Origin of the sequence: Bacillus sp. cl96 (assembly GCF_900100505.1) — a bacterium.
In the GTDB taxonomy this organism is placed as follows: domain Bacteria; phylum Bacillota; class Bacilli; order Bacillales; family Bacillaceae_G; genus Bacillus_A; species Bacillus_A cereus.
Genome location: NZ_FNDM01000008.1, coordinates 210,231 through 228,239 on the forward strand (window position 1 = coordinate 210,231; position 18,009 = coordinate 228,239).

Genomic DNA, 18,009 nt, shown 5'->3' on the forward strand with positions numbered 1-18,009 from the left:
AGGGAACCCGATGAATAAAGGGCGCGTTACGCAAATCATGGGTCCGGTTGTAGACGTTAAGTTTGATGGCGGAAAGCTACCAGAAATCTACAATGCCCTTACGGTAAAACAAAGCAACGAAAACGGAAGCATGAACTTAACATTTGAAGTTGCACTTCATTTAGGTGATGATACAGTTCGTACAGTTGCGATGTCTTCCACAGATGGACTTGTTCGTGGCACAGAAGTAGAAGATACTGGTAAAGCAATCTCTGTACCAGTTGGTGATGCAACACTTGGACGTGTATTCAACGTATTAGGTGATGCAATTGACTTAGATGGTGAACTTCCTGCGGATGTACACCGTGATCCAATTCACCGTCAAGCACCTGCATTCGAAGAATTATCTACTAAAGTAGAAATTCTTGAAACTGGTATTAAAGTAGTAGACTTACTTGCTCCTTACATTAAGGGTGGTAAGATCGGTCTATTCGGTGGTGCCGGCGTAGGTAAAACAGTATTAATTCAGGAGTTAATCAATAACATCGCACAAGAGCACGGTGGTATCTCTGTATTCGCTGGTGTAGGTGAGCGTACTCGTGAGGGTAATGACTTATACCACGAAATGAGCGATTCTGGCGTAATCAAGAAAACTGCGATGGTATTCGGACAAATGAACGAGCCACCTGGAGCACGTCAACGTGTTGCATTAACAGGTTTAACAATGGCTGAGCATTTCCGTGATGAGCAAGGACAAGACGTACTTCTGTTCATCGATAACATCTTCCGTTTCACGCAAGCGGGTTCTGAAGTATCTGCCCTTCTTGGTCGTATGCCATCTGCGGTAGGTTACCAACCAACACTTGCAACAGAAATGGGTCAATTACAAGAGCGTATTACATCTACAAATAAAGGGTCTATCACGTCTATCCAAGCGGTATATGTACCAGCCGATGACTATACTGACCCAGCACCAGCTACAACGTTCGCTCACTTAGATGCAACAACAAACTTAGAGCGTCGTTTAACGCAAATGGGTATTTACCCAGCCGTAGATCCATTAGCATCTACATCTCGTGCACTTTCTCCAGAAATCGTAGGAGAAGAGCATTATGAAGTAGCTCGTCAGGTACAGCAAACTTTACAACGTTATAAAGAGCTTCAAGATATCATCGCTATCTTAGGTATGGATGAGTTATCTGAAGAAGATAAGTTAGTTGTACATCGTGCTCGTCGTATTCAATTCTTCTTATCTCAAAACTTCCACGTAGCTGAGCAGTTTACAGGTCAAAAAGGTTCTTACGTACCTGTAAAAAATACAGTTAGTGGTTTCAAAGAAATTCTAGAAGGAAAATATGATGACCTTCCAGAAGATGCATTCCGCTTAGTAGGTGGCATTGAAGAAGTTATTGAAAACGCGAAGAAAATGATGGCGTAAGGCCTTAGGAGGGACGAAGTATGAAGACATTTCCAGTCAGTATTGTAACTCCTGATGGACCGGTTTACGAAAAAGAAGTAGAAATGGTAAGTGTAAAAGCAGAGAGTGGGGAAATGGGGATCTTACCAGGTCACATTCCAACTGTTGCACCATTAAAAATTAGTGCAGTTCGTCTGAAAAATGGTGGACACACTGATTATGTAGCAGTAAGCGGTGGTTTTATCGAAGTTCGTCCAGATAAAGTGACTGTATTATCATCATCTGCTGAAGAAGCAAACCATATCGATATCCATCGTGCAAATGAAGCGAAGCGTCGCGCTGAGCAACGTCTGCAAGATAAACAAGCACATGTTGACTTTAAACGTGCAGAAATGGCATTACAACGTGCTGTGAACCGTTTGAACGTTTCCGATATGAAGTAAAAAAATCCGTAAGGGCTTTGCCTTTACGGATTTTTTTTTGTGTATTTTATGGATAATTTTACAAAACTGGTATAATTATATTGATGCTTGTATAAGTAGAAGTGTACAACAATTTATATTTCATAAAGGGGATGGATCAATGATTGGTGAAATGAAGCGAGAAGCATTGTACTCTTTAAAGGGAAAATGGGGACTAGGTGTTGGATCAACAATTTTATATTTTATTTTAAGTTATGTTGTTTCGCTGGCTGCAATGCTTATACTATTAATTCCAGGAATTATTATATTTCTCTCAGTTGTAAGCTTAACTGGATCATTTGAAGAGGAAACGATGTCAATTGGAGCAGGTATTACCTTTGGAATTTTTTATTGCATTATGATAATTTTGAGTAACGCATCGTATGGGATTACGTCATATGGTTATACAAATGTATTTTTACAGATTAGTAAACGAGAAGATGCTAAAGTAGATTACTTATTCGAAGGATTTCGTGGCTTTAAAAGAATGATGAAAACAATGTGGGCAATGCTTGCGATTTTGTTATATACAGGTACATGGATTCCGATGCTGTTAATAGGCTTATTTGCATTGTTAGGTGAAGAAGGGAATACGTCATTTGCAATAGCTTTCTTCGTACTATTAGCAATTTCAATTGTTGGTATGATTGTGATGTATTTTTCTTATGCACTGACGTACTATGTGATGATTGAAAATCCAGAATATAGTGTTTCGCAGGCGATGAAGGAAAGTAAGAATCTTATGAAGGGTCATAAGTTAGATTTGTTTCTTTTATGGCTGAGCTTCATAGGATGGGCTATTTTAGCGCTGCTTACTTTTGGAATAGGATTTCTTTGGCTTAGTCCGTATATGAGTACGACGACAGCACACTTTTATCGCTACATTTCAAAAGGTGAATTTCAATAGGAACATGCTATACTAATAGAATTATTGTGTATAGGAGGCGAGGCTACGCATGATTAGTGATTTAAAAGGAGAAGCACTAGATTCATTAGAAGGGAAATGGGGATTAGCTGTTGGAGCTACACTACTCATTTCAATTCTTATCACGGCTTTTAGTTTTAGTGTTGATTGGGGATTTTCTTTAATTTTCGGTTGGCAAAAAACAAATGGTTCACTTTCAACGAATATTCTTTCATTTTTTGTAACTGGACCGTTAACTTTAGGTGGATATTACCTTGGTTTAAATATCCTTCGTGAAAAGCAAGCTAGTATTGGTAATGTATTCATTTGGTTTTCAGAGGGAAAGAGATTTCTAAAATCATTTTTATTATATTTATTAGTAAATCTTTATCTTTTCTTATGGACGTTATTGTTCATTATTCCAGGTATTATTAAATCATTTTCTTATGCGATGACATACTTTATTATAAACGATCATCCTGAGTATTCACTGAACCAAGCTATTACAGAAAGTCGTCGTATGATGGATGGACATAAGATGGAGTATTTCATTTTATGTTTAAGTTTTATTGGCTGGTTTATATTAAGTTGTATTACGTTAGGGATTGGATTCTTATGGTTAATTCCATATTTCTATACGACATCTGCAGCTTTTTACGAAGAGATTGCAGAAGAATATTATGAGAAAAAAATTTAGCACTATAAAACCCCCAGTATGAATTATTTGTTCATACTGGGGGTTTTTTGTAGAAATTTTATAAATTGATTACTAGTAAGTGGTTTACTGAAATAGTAACCTTGCATATATTTACAGTTATGTTTTTGCAGAAACTTAAGCTGTTTTTCGGTTTCAATTCCTTCGGCAACGACTGAAAGATTTAAAGTATTTGCGAGGGAAAGTATTGTAGAAACGATGGCTCGTTCTTCAGGACGATGATCAGCTAATTGTGTAAATTCTCTCGGTACTTTTAATGTGTCGATTGGAAAAATTGATAAATAAGCAAGAGAAGAATACCCAGTACCGAAGTCATCAATGGAAGTTTGGATACCGTACTCTTTTAATTGCTTCAGTCTCAATAACGTTTCTTTCTCGTCAATCATTGCAATTCTTTCTGTTAACTCAAGGGTTACATATTTTGGGTCGACTTGCACGTCGTTTAATATTTGTGAAATGTTTTCGATTAATTGATCTTGCCGGAATTCTTTTGCGGATAAATTAACACTTATTTTTAAATTTTGGTAGCCAAAGGTATGCCATATTTTTAATTGAAGACAAGCTTCTTGTAATACCCAATGTCCAAGTGGGACTACTTGTGGCGTCTCTTCTACAATTGGAATAAACTCACATGGTGAAATGTCACCTAATAGCGGGTGTTTCCATCGTATTAAAGCTTCAGCACCGATAATTTTATTTGTTGTCGTATCAATTTGTGGTTGATAAACGAGATAAAATTCTTTGTTTACTAAAGCGATTGGCAAATCTTTTTCAATTCGAGCTTTTCGTTCCATTTTTTTATATAGTTCTTTCGTGTAAAGAGAGCTACCGTTTTTTCCTTTATTCTTTGCTTCGTACATGGCCATATCAGCATGCTGCAAAATGGATAGCGCATCTTCACCTGCTTCAGGGTATATTGCAATTCCGATGCTCGGTGAGATTTGTAAATGTTGATTTTCGATTTCAAATGGCTCATTCATGGCCGCTACAATCCTATCAGCTATTTTTTGGACATCTGGCTTTTTTTTGTAATTCTCGATAAGGATTGTGAACTCATCCCCAGCTAGCCGCGCGAGTTTCATATTTGATGTTGCTATTCTTTCGAGCCTTTTTGCTACTGCGATGAGCAATAAGTCTCCTACTCGATGACCGAGGGTATCATTAATAACTTTAAAACGGTCTAGGTCGAGAAACATAACAGCAAAAGGCTTTTTCGATATTTTTGCTCGCGCAATTGCCTGTTCTAAATGTTGATGAAATGCACGACGATTTGCAAGCTCTGTTAAAGTATCATGGTATGCTAGGAAGTTGATTTGTTCTTGTTGTTGTTTGCTTTCCGTAATATCTTTAATCATTAAATAAACCCCAGAAATTTTCTCCTTTAAAAAGATCGGTACGGCGGTAACGTGCAAGTAGTAAATATCTCTGTTTTTATGGTAAGCCCGTATTTCTAAAGAAATCGAATATCCCTTTTTCACGCGATGAAAGGCGTTAATCATTTCTTCTAAATCTTCTTCGTATATGAGTGAATAGTAAGGCTGGTTTAATAATTCATTCGTTTGATAACCGAGTAAAGTAGTACCAGCGTTATTTACTTTGAGAAAATTACCGTACAAATCTAATGTGAAAATTGGATCTGGATGATGCTCGTATAAAGATTTAAACATTTGTTGATTATGATAGAGTTCATTTTTCTGTTCTACTAAATCTTCTGTACGTAGTTTAATTTGTTTCTCGAGTTCTGAGTTGAATTGCATTTGAGCGATCAATAATATTTTATTTTGTTTTCGAACTAAACTATGACGTATGAGAACGAAAGAAAAAGTTATTATAAGTCCGATTACTATAATAGGCGCAAAAACGTATTCAACTAATATAAAAACAATAAGCATTAATACAGAAATATACGGTAATGATAATCGGATTGATTCGCCAATTTTAGGTGTTAGTAGTACTTGTTCTTGTTTTTCAGGCTTTTTTGTATGGAGAATACAGGCGATTGCTACTAGTACTAAGGTTACTTGATAGAAAGGCGTAACTGTAAACATAGAATACTCTGGTATGAAGTATTTTATATAAGCATAAATCGCATCTGTAGTAGCATATAAAATTAAAGCACTGCCAAGAAGTGCACCGACCTTTTTAGGTAATAAGGATAGTGGTTTGAATAAAAGGTTGATTCCTATTAAGAGAAAGAGTAAATCAGCCATTGGATAGGTAAGTTGAACAAATATGTCGATATAGGATGTTGTAAAGATATGAATAGTTCGTTCAATAAGTAAGTAGTAACTTAAAGTAAATTGGGCTGTAACGATAATACAAATATCACATAGCATAAAAAGTTTTTCTAATAAATCTCGGTTATAAATGATTTCGTATAGAAAGGCAAACGTAAAGCTAACTAAAAAAAGTAAGTAAAAAAAGTCAGATGGATCAACGAACGTATAGAAGTCCTTTACAATTAAACGCTGATAGGCAACGACTATATCACCGATAAAATAAGAGAGAGCTCCAACAGATAATATGATCCAAAATAAACGAGATAGCCCTTCTTTCATGTTTGAAAAATAAAGTATATAACTACAAGCGATAATATCAATTAATAGGGTGCTCGTTCCGATTAATAGCTGAAAAGGAAATGAGTATTCATATACAAAAGGCATTGCTACATAGTGAAGCGTTATAGACAGCAATACAATGCTTATAAGAATACTTACATGTGTTTGTTTTTTCATTTATATCACCTACGGTTTCTTGAAAAGCATATATAAGTTTTATATTTATTTTGCACAATTATAGCAAGTTGTAAAGATAGATTTTAATAATTCTTGTTTCTGTCTCCCAACATATCGACATAGGAATTTGAAGTTTGCTATAATGATTAGAATAGTTGCATTATTTAGAAAAATTTAAAAATAATAATTACTGCAACTAGGACATATTGTTTACTATGTGAACTTGTTCTTAATTTAGGGGGGAGGGTTTCACAATGGCAAGTGTATATGAAAATAGTTATATGATCGTTTTGATTTTCTTGCTATTAGGTATATTGCTGCCGGTAGTGGCTCTTACATTAGGAAGGATGCTGCGCCCAAATAAACCAAGTGCAGCAAAGGCGACGACGTATGAGAGTGGAATTGAGCCTTTTCATGATGCAAATATTCGGTTTCATGCTCGTTATTATATTTTCGCTTTATTGTTTGTGATCTTTGATGTAGAAACTTTATTTTTATATCCTTGGGCTGTTGCGTATGACAAGCTAGGTTTATTTGCATTAATTGAAATGCTCATCTTTGTTGTAATGTTGCTAGTTGGATTAGCGTATGCTTGGAAAAAGAAGGTGTTACAATGGTTATAAATTTTGAGGAATTACATCCAAATGAGCGAGCAGAATTAGAACGAAATATCTTTTTTTCTACATTGGAACAGTTGAAAGGATGGGCGAGGAGCAACTCTTTATGGCCGATGACATTCGGACTGGCATGCTGTGCAATTGAAATGATGGGGGTAGGCTCATCACATTACGATTTAGATCGATTTGGGTCATTTTTTCGAACTTCACCAAGGCAATCGGACGTCATGATTGTATCGGGAACAGTAACGAAGAAGATGGCTCCTATTGTTCGGCGTTTATATGATCAAATGCCCGAACCGAAATGGGTTATTGCGATGGGATCTTGTGCGACAGCAGGTGGTCCGTATGTAAATTCATATGCTGTTGTGAAAGGTGTAGACCAAATCGTACCAGTTGATGTGTATATTCCTGGTTGTCCCCCAAATCCAGCTGCTTTAATCTATGGAATTAATAAATTAAAAGAGAAAATTCGTTACGAGGCAAAGACCGGAAAGCAGGTGACGAATAAATGAGTAATCCAAATAAAGATTTAGAGGATCTAAAAAAAGAAGCAGCTAGGCGTGCGAAAGAAGAAGCGAGAAAACGCCTTGTAGCGAAACACGAGGCGGAAATAAGTGAACTTGAGGAGGAAGATCAAGAAAAAGAGAAAGCGCTACCAAAAAATGATGATATTACTATAGAAGAAGCAAAACGACGTGCAGCAGCAGCCGCAAAAGCAAAAGCGGCAGCATTAGCAAAGCAGAAAAGAGAAGGGACAGAAGAAGTAACGGAAGAAGAAAAAGCGAAAGCCAAGGCGAAGGCAGCAGCAGCCGCAAAAGCAAAAGCGGCAGCATTAGCGAAACAGAAAAGAGAAGGAACCGAAGAAGTAACGGAAGAAGAAAAAGCGAAAGCCAAGGCGAAGGCAGCAGCAGCCGCAAAAGCAAAAGCGGCAGCGTTAGCGAAGCAGAAAAGAGAAGGAACCGAAGAAGTAACGGAAGAAGAAAAAGCGAAAGCCAAGGCAAAAGCGGTGGCGGCGGCCAAGGCGAAAGCGGCAGCATTGGCGAAGCAGAAAGCCTCGCAAGGTGATGGGGATTCGGGAGATGAAAAGGCAAAGGCAATTGCAGCGGCAAAAGCGAAAGCAGCAGCGGCTGCAAGAGCGAAGAAAAAGGGAGCTGAAGGTAAGAAAGAGGATGACCCGAAGCAGGAAGAACCGTCCGTAAATCAGCCGTATTTAAATCAGTATGTTGAGGCTATTAGGGAGAAGTTAGGAGAGGGTGCATTAGTAGATTCCTACATTAATAAACTGTCAAAGGATGTGCCAACTCTTGTGGTGGATCCCGAAAAGTATTATGAAGTGATGGAGTCACTGCGATTCCATGAGGGACTTGCTTTTGATTATATGTCAGAGCTACATGCGACGGATTTTGTGACACATATGGAAGTGTATGTTCATTTGTTTTCATATGGCAAGAAACAATCGGTAGCGGTGAAGGTAAAGCTAGACCGGGAAGCGCCGCAAGTCGAATCTGTGACAGCGCTTTGGAAAGGAGCTGACTGGCCGGAGCGAGAAGCATACGATTTGCTCGGCATTGTATTTAAAGGGCATCCGAATTTAACGCGTATTTTAATGCCAGATGATTGGGTAGGATATCCGCTTAGAAAAGACTATGAACCGTATGATGTGGAGGTGTAGCTATGATCCGCACGGAAGAGATGCTTTTGAATGTAGGACCTCAGCATCCGAGTACACATGGTGTGTTCAGGCTCGTAATTAAGATTGACGGGGAAATTATTAAAGAAGCTACACCTGTTATTGGATATTTGCATCGCGGGACCGAAAAGATCGCTGAGAGCTTACAGTATACGCAAATTATCCCTTATACAGATCGAATGGACTATTTATCAGCCATGACGAATAATTACGTCATTTGCCATGCTGTGGAGACGATGATGGGGCTTGAAATTCCGGAGCGTGCCGAATACTTGCGAGTACTTGCGATGGAGTTAGGAAGAATTGCGAGTCATCTCGTTTGGTGGGGGACGAATCTTCTTGATATAGGAGCGGTCAGCCCGTTTTTGTACGCGTTTCGTGAACGAGAGATGATTATAAATTTATTAAATGAATTATGCGGGGCACGGCTTACTTTTAATTATATGAGAGTTGGTGGTGTGAAGTGGGATGCGCCAGATGGTTGGATTGAAAAGGTGGAAGAGTTTGTTCCGTATATGAGGGAGCAATTAGCAGGTTATCATGATCTTGTTAGCGGTAATGAGATTTTCTTAAATCGTGTGAAAGGCGTTGGTATATATAGCGCGGAAGAAGCGATCTCGTATTCTTTAAGCGGAGCAAATTTGCGGTGCACTGGAGTAAACTGGGATCTTCGCAAAGATGAGCCGTATTCGATTTATGATCGTTTTGATTTTGATATTCCTGTTGGAAGCGTGGGAGATGCTTGGGATCGCTACGTTTGCCGAATGCAAGAAATCGAGGAGTCTTTAAAGATTGTTGAGCAAGCGGTTCAGCAGTTCCCGAAAGATGGAGCTGTGCTGGCAAAAGTACCGAAAATTATTAAGGCACCTAAGGGAGAAGCGTTCGTACGTATCGAATCGCCGCGCGGAGAGATTGGTTGTTATATCGCAAGTGACGGAAAGAAAGAGCCGTACCGTTTGAAGTTTCGTAGGCCATCTTTTTATAACTTGCAAATTTTACCGAAGTTATTGAAAGGTGAAAACATCGCTAATTTAATTACGATTTTAGGTGGAGTTGATATTGTACTTGGGGAGGTTGATGGCTAATGATTGAGACGCTCTTACAATCACCTTCAAGCTGGACGAATTTCTTCATTTTTTTCGGATTAGCGGTACTTCTACTATTTGCAGTCCTTGGCTTCGTTACATATGGAATCTTGGCAGAACGGAAAGTGATGGGATTTATGCAAGGGCGGATTGGACCAAACCAGGTTGGAGGCCGATTCGGTTTACTGCAAACGGTAGCTGATGTTTTAAAACTATTATTGAAAGAAGATAGTATTCCGAAAGCAGCAGATAAACCGCTGTTTATATTAGCGCCTGTCATTGCATTTGCACCAGCATTTATGGTGCTTGCGGTTATCCCGTTCACTGATAAATTTCAATTTGCAGATATTGGAGTCGGGCTACTTTATTATATTGCTGTTTCCGGTATTACGACGATAGGTGTTGTAACTGGGGGATGGGCATCGAATAATAAATATTCCCTTTTAGGAGGGATGCGTGCGGCGGCGCAAATGATTTCTTATGAGATTCCGCTCGTAATGAGTGTAATTGGTATCGTTTTGCTAGCTGGTAGTCTGAATTTAAATGAGATTGTAGCGGCGCAGGAGAAGGTTTGGTACATTTTCGTACAGCCAATTGGCTTCGTCGTTTTCTTAATCGCAGCAGTTGCAGAATTAAATAGGACGCCATTCGATTTGCCGGAAGCGGAGTCAGAACTTGTTTCTGGATATCATACGGAATACTCCGGTTTTCGCTGGGCGTTTTTCATGCTTTCAGAGTACGTATATTTCTTCGGGATGGCATCGTTAATTACAGTGCTCTTTTTAGGCGGATGGAATCCAGTCATGTTTCTTGGATTTATCCCAGGTGCCGTATGGTTTGCTTTGAAATTTAGCAGTGTAGTCTTTCTATTAATTTGGTTCCGCGTTACGTTCCCGCGTATAAGAGGTGACCAGTTAATGGAGTTTGGATGGAAAGTATTATTGCCGATTGCACTTGCAAATATTTTCTTAACGGCATTGATTAAGGAGTTATTCTTCTAATCTATGAGGGGGGTGCCAGTAAGAGATGAAAGGACTATTTAAAGGGTTAAAATATACATTAAGTAATTTGAGCAAGAAGAAGGTAACGTATGATTATCCAAATCAACCGTTGCCGTTGCCAGACCGTTTTCGGGGGATTCAAAAATTTTATCCGGAGAAATGTATTGTTTGTAATCAGTGCTCTAACATTTGTCCGACAGACTGTATTCAGTTAACAGGAAAGAAACATCCGGATCCTACGAAAAAAGGAAAAATTATCGACACGTATGATATTAATTTTGAAATTTGTATTCTTTGTGATTTATGTACAGAAGTTTGTCCGACAGAGGCAATTGTCATGACAAATAACTTTGAACTCGCGGAATATTCACGTGATGACTTATTTAAAAATTTGCAGTGGCTTGACGAAAACGACGAAAACGTCAGGAAGGAGAATAAGGCATGAATGGCGAGTTTGTAGCATTCTTTATACTATCCTTGTCTGCAATTATCGGCGGTGTTCTTATGTTGAACTTAACGAAAGTTATGCACATGATGCTAGCTCTCGTTCTGACATTTCTCAGCATTGCAGGTTTGTATTTTCTTTTGTCAGCCGAATTTATAGGCGTTGCACAAATTTTACTTTACTCCGGTGCAATCACAATTATTATGATTTTCGGCATTATGTTAACGAAACATAACGCGGAAAATGAATCGCGTCTTACTCTTCGAAAATGGATTATCTTCTTTGCAGTTGTAGCATTTGGAGCGGTTATGTATTTCGCTGTTAATAATGTTGATTTTGCAAATGAAAGCACACAAGGAAGTTTACCTCTCCATGAAAACAACACACTTCAAATCGGTACGCTTCTCTATTCAAAATATATTATTCCATTTGAACTAACTTCAGTTATTTTACTTGTAGCACTCGTTGGCGCAATTATACTTGCGAAAAAGGACGAGAAAGAGGAGGATTCCAATGAGTAGCGTTCCAGCTTCTGCATATTTAACACTTGCGATTATTTTGTTTTGCATCGGTCTATTTGGAGCTTTAACAAAGCGGAATACAGTAATCGTATTAGTTTGTATCGAATTAATGCTGAATGCTGCCAATTTAAACTTAGTGGCGTTTAGTAAATTAGGCTTATTTCCGAATTTAACAGGTCAAATTTTCTCACTGTTTACGATGGCTGTAGCGGCAGCGGAAGCGGCGGTAGGACTCGCTATTTTAATTGCTTTATATCGTAATCGTACGACAGTTCAGGTGGATGAAATGGATACGCTCAAAGGATAACATTGTGACCGAAAAAGGGGGAAGGAAACAATGATCGATTATGCATGGCTCATACCGCTTTTCCCACTCGTTTCGTTTTTGTTACTTATTATATTCGGGAAGAAAATTAGAGAAGGAAGCAGCGTACTTAGTATTTTTTTCGTCTTTCTCTCCTTTATACTTGCGGTACTTGTGTTAATAGAAAGGTTTTCAGAAGCAAGCGTGAAGCATAAGTGGGTGTGGCTTAGAGCTGGAGATGTGGATATATCATTCGGCTTTGAAGTGACTGCATTAGGAGCTTTAATGTTATTTATCGTGACGCTTGTGAGTCTACTTGTACATGTGTATTCGAAAGGTTATATGAAAGGTGATGAACGATTACCGACCTTTTACGCATATTTAGGACTCTTTACATTTGCGATGTTAGGGCTTGTTATATCAACGAATTTATTACAACTTTATATATTTTGGGAATTAGTTGGCCTTGGCTCATTTTTACTTATCGGTTTTTATTTCTTTAAAGAAGAAGCGAAGGCTGCTGCAAAAAAGGCTTTTATTATGACCCGTATTGGGGATGTTGGTTTATTTATCGGGATGATTTTAATTTTTTGGTACGCAGGTAGTTTTGAATATGACGCAATATTTAGGGCGATTTATACAGGGGATCTACCTCCTTACATGATTACAATAACAGCGATATTAATTTTTATCGGGGCGATGGGGAAATCAGGTCAGTTCCCGCTTCATACGTGGTTGCCAGATGCAATGGAGGGGCCAACACCCGTTTCGGCACTTATTCACGCGGCGACGATGGTCGCAGCTGGCGTATATTTAGTAGCGACGATGTTCCCTCTATTTTCAGCAAGTACAGTGGCGATGCAGACAGTGGCAATCGTTGGAGCTTTCACTGCAATCTTTGCGGCCTCTATCGGTCTTGTGCAAACAGATATAAAGAGGGTGCTTGCTTATTCTACAGTTAGCCAGCTCGGGTATATGATGCTCGCGTTAGGTTCTGCCGGTTATGTAGCTGGTATATTTCATTTAACGACACATGCTTTTTTTAAAGCACTACTATTTTTGGCGGCAGGAAGTGTAATTCATGCTGTGCATACGCAAAACATTAATAAAATGGGCGGTTTACAGAAGAAGATGAAAGTAACTGGTACGCTATTTTTAATAGGTACCCTTGCCATTAGCGGTGTTCCGCTGCTTTCCGGTTTTTTCAGCAAAGATGAAATTTTAGCGGCGACGTGGATGAATGGCAATTACGTTTTATTTACTTTAGCAGTAATTGCGGCATTTTTAACAGCGTTTTATATGTTCCGCCTTTACTTTCTTGTCTTTACTGGAGAAACGAAGACGAAGGAAGAAGTGCATGAATCGCCTCGCGTTATGACGTATCCAATGATTGTTCTCGGCGTTCTCGCAGTAGTGGCAGGATATATAAATACACCATGGTTTGGGACGTTTCTCGGAGATTGGTTGACGAAAGATGTAGGGTTTAAGGTTGAAGAAACGCATGGACCAGTTTGGATTATGATTGTTGCGACACTCGTTTCATTTGCGGGAATCGCTCTTGCATATTTCATATATAGGAAGAAATCAATTTCTAGGAATTGGGCTGGGGGTACGGAAACATCGCTTTATAATCTTTTGAAAGAAAAATATTATGTGGATGAACTATACAACATGACGGTGATCCCTATTACGAAAGGAATCGCTCATGTGCTTCGCTTATTTGAAGTGTATGTAGTCGAAGGAATTGCAGTTTTAATTGCAAGTGTAGTGAAAGGCACAAGTAACCTTGGATCGAAACTTCAAAACGGGAATGTACAAGTGTACGGTACTGTAACGGCGGTTTCGCTCGCTGTACTCGTCATTATTTTGCTCTATACGGGAGGGGATTTACGATGAATGATTTGTTGTTAACGTTCTTCATTTTTTCCCCGCTTTTAGGAATTTTATTGCTTGTATTAACACCGAAAAAGGAATTGCGTACAGTGCGAGCGCTTGGCTTATTTGGGACGGCACTTCCATTTGGAATCGCTATCGTCCTCGCTTGTACATATGCTTCTGGAAAGAATTTGTCACTATTCGATGAAAAGATGAAGTGGATTAAGTTCGGCGATTTTACAGCGGTAGATAAAAGGTGGTTTTCTATTTATTACGAGCTCGGTATTGATGGTTTGTCGCTTGTCATGATGGTACTGACGGCTCTTCTAGCAACGCTTGCAGCAATTGCAGCCTTTTCTATTAAAAGAAATTTAAAAGCATTTTATATGCTGTTACTCATGCTAGAAATAGGAATGCTCGGCGTCTTTGCTGCTCAAAACTTAATGTTGTTTTTTATCTTCTTTGAAATTACGTTGCCACCAATGTTCTTATTAATTGGAAAGTGGGGAAAATTGTCGAGTGAAAAGGCTGCGTATAGTTATTTAATATATAACGGTATTGGCTCAGCTATTTTGCTCATTGTTTTCTCAATTTTGTTCGCGAAAACAGGTACAACAAATATTGTGGAGCTGAAAGAGATATTAAGAAGCGTAAACGCAGAGGGAGCACTCGTCATCCCAAGTAGTTTGCAGCTTAGTGTATTTATTGCCATAATGATTGCTTTTGCAATTAAACTACCTGTTTTTCCGTTGCACCGCTGGATGGTCAATGTACACATAGAAGCGCATCCAGCTGTAGTTATGCTTCATGCGGGTGTTTTGCTGAAGATTGGAGCGTACGGTATTATTCGCTTCGGGAAAGGGCTATTCCCGGAATATTTTCACGATGTTGCAACACTAATTGCGATATTAGGCGTAATTAATTTATTATACGGTGCCTTTTTAGCGCTCATCCAAACAGACTTTAGGAAAGTACTGGCTTACTCTAGTATTTCGCATATGGGAATTGTGTTAATGGGACTTGCGTCACTTAATGCACCTGGTACACAAGGAGCGTTATTCCAGGTTGTATCGCACGGTTTAATTGCAGCCTTGCTGTTTTTCTTACTCGGTGTTATAGAACAACGTTTCGGAACATCAGACATTACAGCGCTTGGTGGACTCGCAAAAAGTGTCCCAGTACTTAGCGGCTTCTTCTTAGCAGGAGGAATGGCATCGCTCGGATTACCAGGGATGTCTGGGTTTGTTAGTGAATTTCTTGCCTTTCTCGGTTTATTTCAAGGAGAGCCCGTCATTGCTGCAGTCGGTGTGATTGGCATCATTTTAACCGCTGTGTATGTATTAAGGGCGACACTTCAAGTGACATTTGGAAAGAAAGAGTGGGAAGCAAAATCTGATATACACGGATGGGAGTATGTCCCTGTTTTACTACTTATCTTTTGTATTATTGCAATTGGAGTTATGCCAGAAATACTAGGGGATCCGCTTCAAAATACATTGAAAACATTGGGGGTGAAGTAGGATGGATATGAATACGTTACTTAGCTTATCGTGGCATCTAATGGTGCCAGAATTTATTATTCTCGGCGCCGCCATCCTCCTTTCCATATGTGATTTGTTTTTTAAGCTGAACCATAGATATGTAGCTCTTGGTGCGATTGCTGCCATCGTATTAGCAATCGTGTCATTAATTACTCTATATAGCGAACCGGCAGGAGATATTTTAAATGGATCGTTTGTGTTAGATGGATTTTCAAAAGGGTTTAAAACGTTGCTATTAGGTGCCTCAGCTCTCATTTTATGCACCGCGATGAGCGATGATAAGAAGAATTCAATCGAAGATAAGGGCGAATATTATTATTTATTTTTAATGGCGCTTCTTGGTGCGATGTTCATGGCTTCTAGTGTTGATTTTATTACCCTTTTCGTTGGTTTGGAGTTACTTTCACTTTCTTCTTATATTTTAGTAGGAATACGAAAAAAGAGCCGTGCATCAAATGAAGCGGCAATGAAATATGTCATTAGCGGAGGAATTGGAACGGCGATTACGCTCTTCGGAATGAGTTATTTATACGGTATTACAGGTTCAACTAACATTGTAGATATGCAAAAGGTACTCACTGGGGAGCTCGCTAGTGGTATTCAGTTATTGTTAGCTCTCGCATTTCTTTTATTGCTAGTTGGTCTCTCATTTAAAATTGCCACAGTGCCGTTTCATATGTGGGCACCTGATGTGTATGAAGGAGCGACTACACCTGTTACTGCTTTTCTTGGAACGATTTCTAAAATTGCTGGGTTCCTACTCATTATTCGTTTGTTCCTTATGATCTTTGCAAGTGTATTAATACAAGGAGATATGCAATCTTTATATGGGCATATGAGTATATATATTGCAGTGCTAGCAAGTATTACGATGATTGTTGGGAATGTAGTCGCGTTAAAACAATACAATATAAAGCGTTTATTTGCTTATTCGGGCATTGCTCATGCAGGGTATTTACTCGTTCCACTTGTGGCATTATCACCATTTACGATGGATAGCATGTGGTTTTATATGCTGGCATACATGCTTATGAATATAGGCGCATTTGCCATTATCCACGGCTTAATCTTACAAAATAATGAGGAAAATATAACAATTTTCACAGGTTTATATAAAAGGTCGCCATTTACAGCGATAATGATGACAATTTTTATTTTATCGTTGGCTGGGATACCAGGAACGGCTGGCTTCATTGGAAAGATTAATATCTTTTTAGGCGCACTTCATGTAGAGCCAGCACATTACGTACTAGCTTCGATTATGATGGGTACGACAGTTGTTTCATTCGTATATTATTTCCGTATTTTACAACAAATGTTTTTCCGCACCGGAGAGACAGAAGAGAGAATACGGTTACCGTTAAATATAAAGGTTGTTATGAGTCTTTGTGCAATTTCGATTGTAATACTAGGGATTATGCCGATGATTGGGTACAATTTCTTTTATGAATATTTTCCATTAATGAAAGATTTCTTCTTCTTAGGGAACGTGGTACAATAGTGAAAATAAAAGGTGTGGAGTCAGTACTCTGCGCTTTTTATTTTGTGTTAACTTGTAATGTAGATATACGTTTTTGGAAAGAAAATCACGATGTAAAATGTAAGATGTCTATGTGCATTTGAAAAAGTGTAGCTCCTACTTATTATGGTATCGTTTTTATATTCTTTCATAAGTAGTAGCTGAGTAAAAAGGGGTCGATTTTTTGGCACAACTTTTAGGGCAACAAGCACTGATTGCCATTGTTTCGCATTTATTGTTTATTACCATTACGTGGTGGGCCTTACAAGGCATTCACATTGAGCGTTTAATGAAGTCCGGAAAAGTGCTGCAGACGCGAGTATTACTCATCTTAATTACAATTGCAATTGGGACATCTGTAAGTAACTTTTTCCTTGATTATTTAGGCTATTCGAAGAGTTTAACGTATTTAGTAAAGTAAGTGTATAGAACCTCAAATCTCCGTTAACAATGGGGATAGGAGGGGATGAAATTGAAGCTTAAAGCCATTCTTATTGTTGCACTTAGTGTTGTTTTATTTTTGGTTGGATATAGAGAGATGAAACCGATAAGCGATGAACAGAAAATGGAGAGCATGATCAAGGCTTTAGAGAAAAATGATGCTAAAGTAGAAAAATGGTCATGGTTAGCGAGAGAAACAAAAACAATTTCTAACATACATACGTTTCAAAAGTTGTTAAACGATGTGAAGGAAAAGGCAAATATTCAAAAGTGGGAAGTAGAGCAATCTCCAGATGGATATAAAGCTACATCCTATAAAAAGCTTTCTTCTTATGAAGAACGAGTAGTAGTAACTTGGAGTAAAGAAAATACTAAAGAAAACACTTTCATTATCTTTGAAGTAAGTGGGGCGAAATGGGACCCGAAGTATGTTCAAAACATGAATAAAATTTTTAGTGAAAAACCTATAATTTACACTTGTGTTCAAGGTGTACTGAATGATAAGATTGAAGGTGTTTTGCAAAATAAAACCAATCAGGTTTTGAAAGATCTTTCAGCAAGAGCGATCGAACAAGTAGAAGAAAGAGCATTTGTGTCAGTCTCCGCATACAATAAAAAGTGGGATGACGCTCTTTCAACAAATAGAGAGAAAATAAATGTGCAAATAGCAATACGTTCTACAGACAACAAAGATACAATTGTGGTTGGCACACCGATCATAACTTCTGAGTATTGAGTGAATAGATACTGAAAAAA

General features: G+C 38.5%; 18 protein-coding genes. 17 read left to right on the top strand and 1 reads right to left on the bottom strand.

Going from position 1 to position 18,009, the window contains the following annotated elements; genetic code table 11:
• Positions 1 to 10: 10 nt before the first annotated feature.
• The 4 genes from atpD (at position 11) to BLT20_RS18815 (ending at position 3,458) form a co-directional block, all read left to right on the top strand.
• Positions 11 to 1,417 carry a F0F1 ATP synthase subunit beta gene (atpD, locus tag BLT20_RS18800; protein WP_001032595.1) on the top strand — a complete coding sequence of 469 codons (1,407 nt, stop codon included), beginning with the start codon at positions 11 to 13 and terminating at the stop codon, positions 1,415 to 1,417.
• 20 nt (positions 1,418 to 1,437) lie between these two features.
• Positions 1,438 to 1,839, top strand: coding sequence for a F0F1 ATP synthase subunit epsilon (gene atpC, locus BLT20_RS18805; protein WP_000847211.1), 402 nt, complete (start codon positions 1,438 to 1,440; stop codon positions 1,837 to 1,839).
• 139 nt (positions 1,840 to 1,978) lie between these two features.
• Positions 1,979 to 2,764 carry a DUF975 family protein gene (locus tag BLT20_RS18810; protein WP_000578820.1) on the top strand — a complete coding sequence of 262 codons (786 nt, stop codon included), beginning with the start codon at positions 1,979 to 1,981 and terminating at the stop codon, positions 2,762 to 2,764.
• 49 nt (positions 2,765 to 2,813) lie between these two features.
• Positions 2,814 to 3,458 carry a DUF975 family protein gene (locus BLT20_RS18815; RefSeq protein WP_000622462.1) on the top strand — a complete coding sequence of 215 codons (645 nt, stop codon included), beginning with the start codon at positions 2,814 to 2,816 and terminating at the stop codon, positions 3,456 to 3,458.
• 23 nt (positions 3,459 to 3,481) lie between these two features.
• On the opposite strand, the gene BLT20_RS18820 is transcribed toward BLT20_RS18815, so the two are convergent.
• The gene (locus BLT20_RS18820) at positions 3,482 to 6,211 is read right to left on the bottom strand and encodes an EAL domain-containing protein (RefSeq protein ID WP_000745009.1); all 2,730 of its coding nucleotides are present in this window, start codon (positions 6,209 to 6,211) and stop codon (positions 3,482 to 3,484) included.
• A 254-nt stretch (positions 6,212 to 6,465) separates the two neighbouring features.
• Here BLT20_RS18820 and nuoA point away from each other — a divergent pair, with 254 nt between their 5' ends.
• From nuoA to BLT20_RS18885, 13 genes are all read left to right on the top strand, one after another.
• Positions 6,466 to 6,834 carry an NADH-quinone oxidoreductase subunit NuoA gene (nuoA, locus tag BLT20_RS18825; RefSeq protein ID WP_000179273.1) on the top strand — a complete coding sequence of 123 codons (369 nt, stop codon included), beginning with the start codon at positions 6,466 to 6,468 and terminating at the stop codon, positions 6,832 to 6,834.
• Positions 6,825 to 7,343 carry an NADH-quinone oxidoreductase subunit NuoB gene (gene nuoB, locus BLT20_RS18830; protein WP_000236331.1) on the top strand — a complete coding sequence of 173 codons (519 nt, stop codon included), beginning with the start codon at positions 6,825 to 6,827 and terminating at the stop codon, positions 7,341 to 7,343. The genes nuoA and nuoB overlap by 10 nt, the downstream gene beginning before the upstream one ends.
• Entirely contained in the window at positions 7,340 to 8,503 is a 1,164-nt protein-coding gene (locus tag BLT20_RS18835) for an NADH-quinone oxidoreductase subunit C (RefSeq protein ID WP_061685356.1), read from the top strand. The genes nuoB and BLT20_RS18835 overlap by 4 nt, the downstream gene beginning before the upstream one ends.
• 2 nt (positions 8,504 to 8,505) lie before the next feature.
• On the top strand, positions 8,506 to 9,606 hold the full coding sequence (gene nuoD, locus BLT20_RS18840) for an NADH-quinone oxidoreductase subunit NuoD (RefSeq protein ID WP_000621434.1): 1,101 nt from the start codon (positions 8,506 to 8,508) through the stop codon (positions 9,604 to 9,606).
• Positions 9,606 to 10,607, top strand: a complete 1,002-nt coding sequence (gene nuoH / locus BLT20_RS18845) for an NADH-quinone oxidoreductase subunit NuoH (RefSeq protein WP_000573426.1) — start codon at positions 9,606 to 9,608, stop codon at positions 10,605 to 10,607. The genes nuoD and nuoH overlap by 1 nt, the downstream gene beginning before the upstream one ends.
• Positions 10,608 to 10,632: 25 nt before the next feature.
• Positions 10,633 to 11,052 (top strand): NADH-quinone oxidoreductase subunit NuoI, encoded by a 420-nt coding sequence (nuoI, locus tag BLT20_RS18850; protein ID WP_000677191.1) that lies wholly within the window; start codon positions 10,633 to 10,635, stop codon positions 11,050 to 11,052.
• Entirely contained in the window at positions 11,049 to 11,573 is a 525-nt protein-coding gene (locus BLT20_RS18855; RefSeq protein ID WP_001012812.1) for an NADH-quinone oxidoreductase subunit J, read from the top strand. The genes nuoI and BLT20_RS18855 overlap by 4 nt, the downstream gene beginning before the upstream one ends.
• Complete coding sequence (gene nuoK / locus BLT20_RS18860) at positions 11,566 to 11,880, top strand: NADH-quinone oxidoreductase subunit NuoK (protein ID WP_000100079.1); 315 nt, start codon at positions 11,566 to 11,568, stop codon at positions 11,878 to 11,880. Before BLT20_RS18855 ends, nuoK begins: the two co-directional genes overlap by 8 nt.
• 30 nt (positions 11,881 to 11,910) lie before the next feature.
• Positions 11,911 to 13,773, top strand: a complete 1,863-nt coding sequence (nuoL, locus tag BLT20_RS18865; protein WP_000568229.1) for an NADH-quinone oxidoreductase subunit L — start codon at positions 11,911 to 11,913, stop codon at positions 13,771 to 13,773.
• Entirely contained in the window at positions 13,770 to 15,272 is a 1,503-nt protein-coding gene (locus tag BLT20_RS18870; RefSeq protein WP_000998925.1) for an NADH-quinone oxidoreductase subunit M, read from the top strand. Before nuoL ends, BLT20_RS18870 begins: the two co-directional genes overlap by 4 nt.
• Positions 15,273 to 15,279: 7 nt before the next feature.
• Positions 15,280 to 16,794 (top strand): NADH-quinone oxidoreductase subunit NuoN, encoded by a 1,515-nt coding sequence (nuoN, locus tag BLT20_RS18875; RefSeq protein WP_033684678.1) that lies wholly within the window; start codon positions 15,280 to 15,282, stop codon positions 16,792 to 16,794.
• Between the two features lie 202 nt (positions 16,795 to 16,996).
• Positions 16,997 to 17,233: a DUF1146 family protein gene (locus tag BLT20_RS18880; protein ID WP_000057889.1), complete on the top strand. Its 237-nt coding sequence runs from the start codon at positions 16,997 to 16,999 to the stop codon at positions 17,231 to 17,233.
• Positions 17,234 to 17,284: 51 nt separating this feature from the next.
• Entirely contained in the window at positions 17,285 to 17,989 is a 705-nt protein-coding gene (locus tag BLT20_RS18885) for a YwmB family TATA-box binding protein (protein WP_000767916.1), read from the top strand.
• The last annotated feature ends 20 nt before the right edge of the window (positions 17,990 to 18,009 follow it).

Bases quoted from the DNA above. Each gene is read 5' to 3' on its own strand.
- atpD (WP_001032595.1), top strand. From the start codon at position 11: ATGAATAAAGGGCGCGTTACGCAAATCATGGGTCCGGTTGTAGACGTT.
- atpC (WP_000847211.1), top strand. From the start codon at position 1,438: ATGAAGACATTTCCAGTCAGTATTGTAACTCCTGATGGACCGGTTTAC.
- BLT20_RS18810 (WP_000578820.1), top strand. From the start codon at position 1,979: ATGATTGGTGAAATGAAGCGAGAAGCATTGTACTCTTTAAAGGGAAAA.
- BLT20_RS18815 (WP_000622462.1), top strand. From the start codon at position 2,814: ATGATTAGTGATTTAAAAGGAGAAGCACTAGATTCATTAGAAGGGAAA.
- BLT20_RS18820 (WP_000745009.1), bottom strand. From the start codon at position 6,211: ATGAAAAAACAAACACATGTAAGTATTCTTATAAGCATTGTATTGCTG.
- nuoA (WP_000179273.1), top strand. From the start codon at position 6,466: ATGGCAAGTGTATATGAAAATAGTTATATGATCGTTTTGATTTTCTTG.
- nuoB (WP_000236331.1), top strand. From the start codon at position 6,825: ATGGTTATAAATTTTGAGGAATTACATCCAAATGAGCGAGCAGAATTA.
- BLT20_RS18835 (WP_061685356.1), top strand. From the start codon at position 7,340: ATGAGTAATCCAAATAAAGATTTAGAGGATCTAAAAAAAGAAGCAGCT.
- nuoD (WP_000621434.1), top strand. From the start codon at position 8,506: ATGATCCGCACGGAAGAGATGCTTTTGAATGTAGGACCTCAGCATCCG.
- nuoH (WP_000573426.1), top strand. From the start codon at position 9,606: ATGATTGAGACGCTCTTACAATCACCTTCAAGCTGGACGAATTTCTTC.
- nuoI (WP_000677191.1), top strand. From the start codon at position 10,633: ATGAAAGGACTATTTAAAGGGTTAAAATATACATTAAGTAATTTGAGC.
- BLT20_RS18855 (WP_001012812.1), top strand. From the start codon at position 11,049: ATGAATGGCGAGTTTGTAGCATTCTTTATACTATCCTTGTCTGCAATT.
- nuoK (WP_000100079.1), top strand. From the start codon at position 11,566: ATGAGTAGCGTTCCAGCTTCTGCATATTTAACACTTGCGATTATTTTG.
- nuoL (WP_000568229.1), top strand. From the start codon at position 11,911: ATGATCGATTATGCATGGCTCATACCGCTTTTCCCACTCGTTTCGTTT.
- BLT20_RS18870 (WP_000998925.1), top strand. From the start codon at position 13,770: ATGAATGATTTGTTGTTAACGTTCTTCATTTTTTCCCCGCTTTTAGGA.
- nuoN (WP_033684678.1), top strand. From the start codon at position 15,280: ATGAATACGTTACTTAGCTTATCGTGGCATCTAATGGTGCCAGAATTT.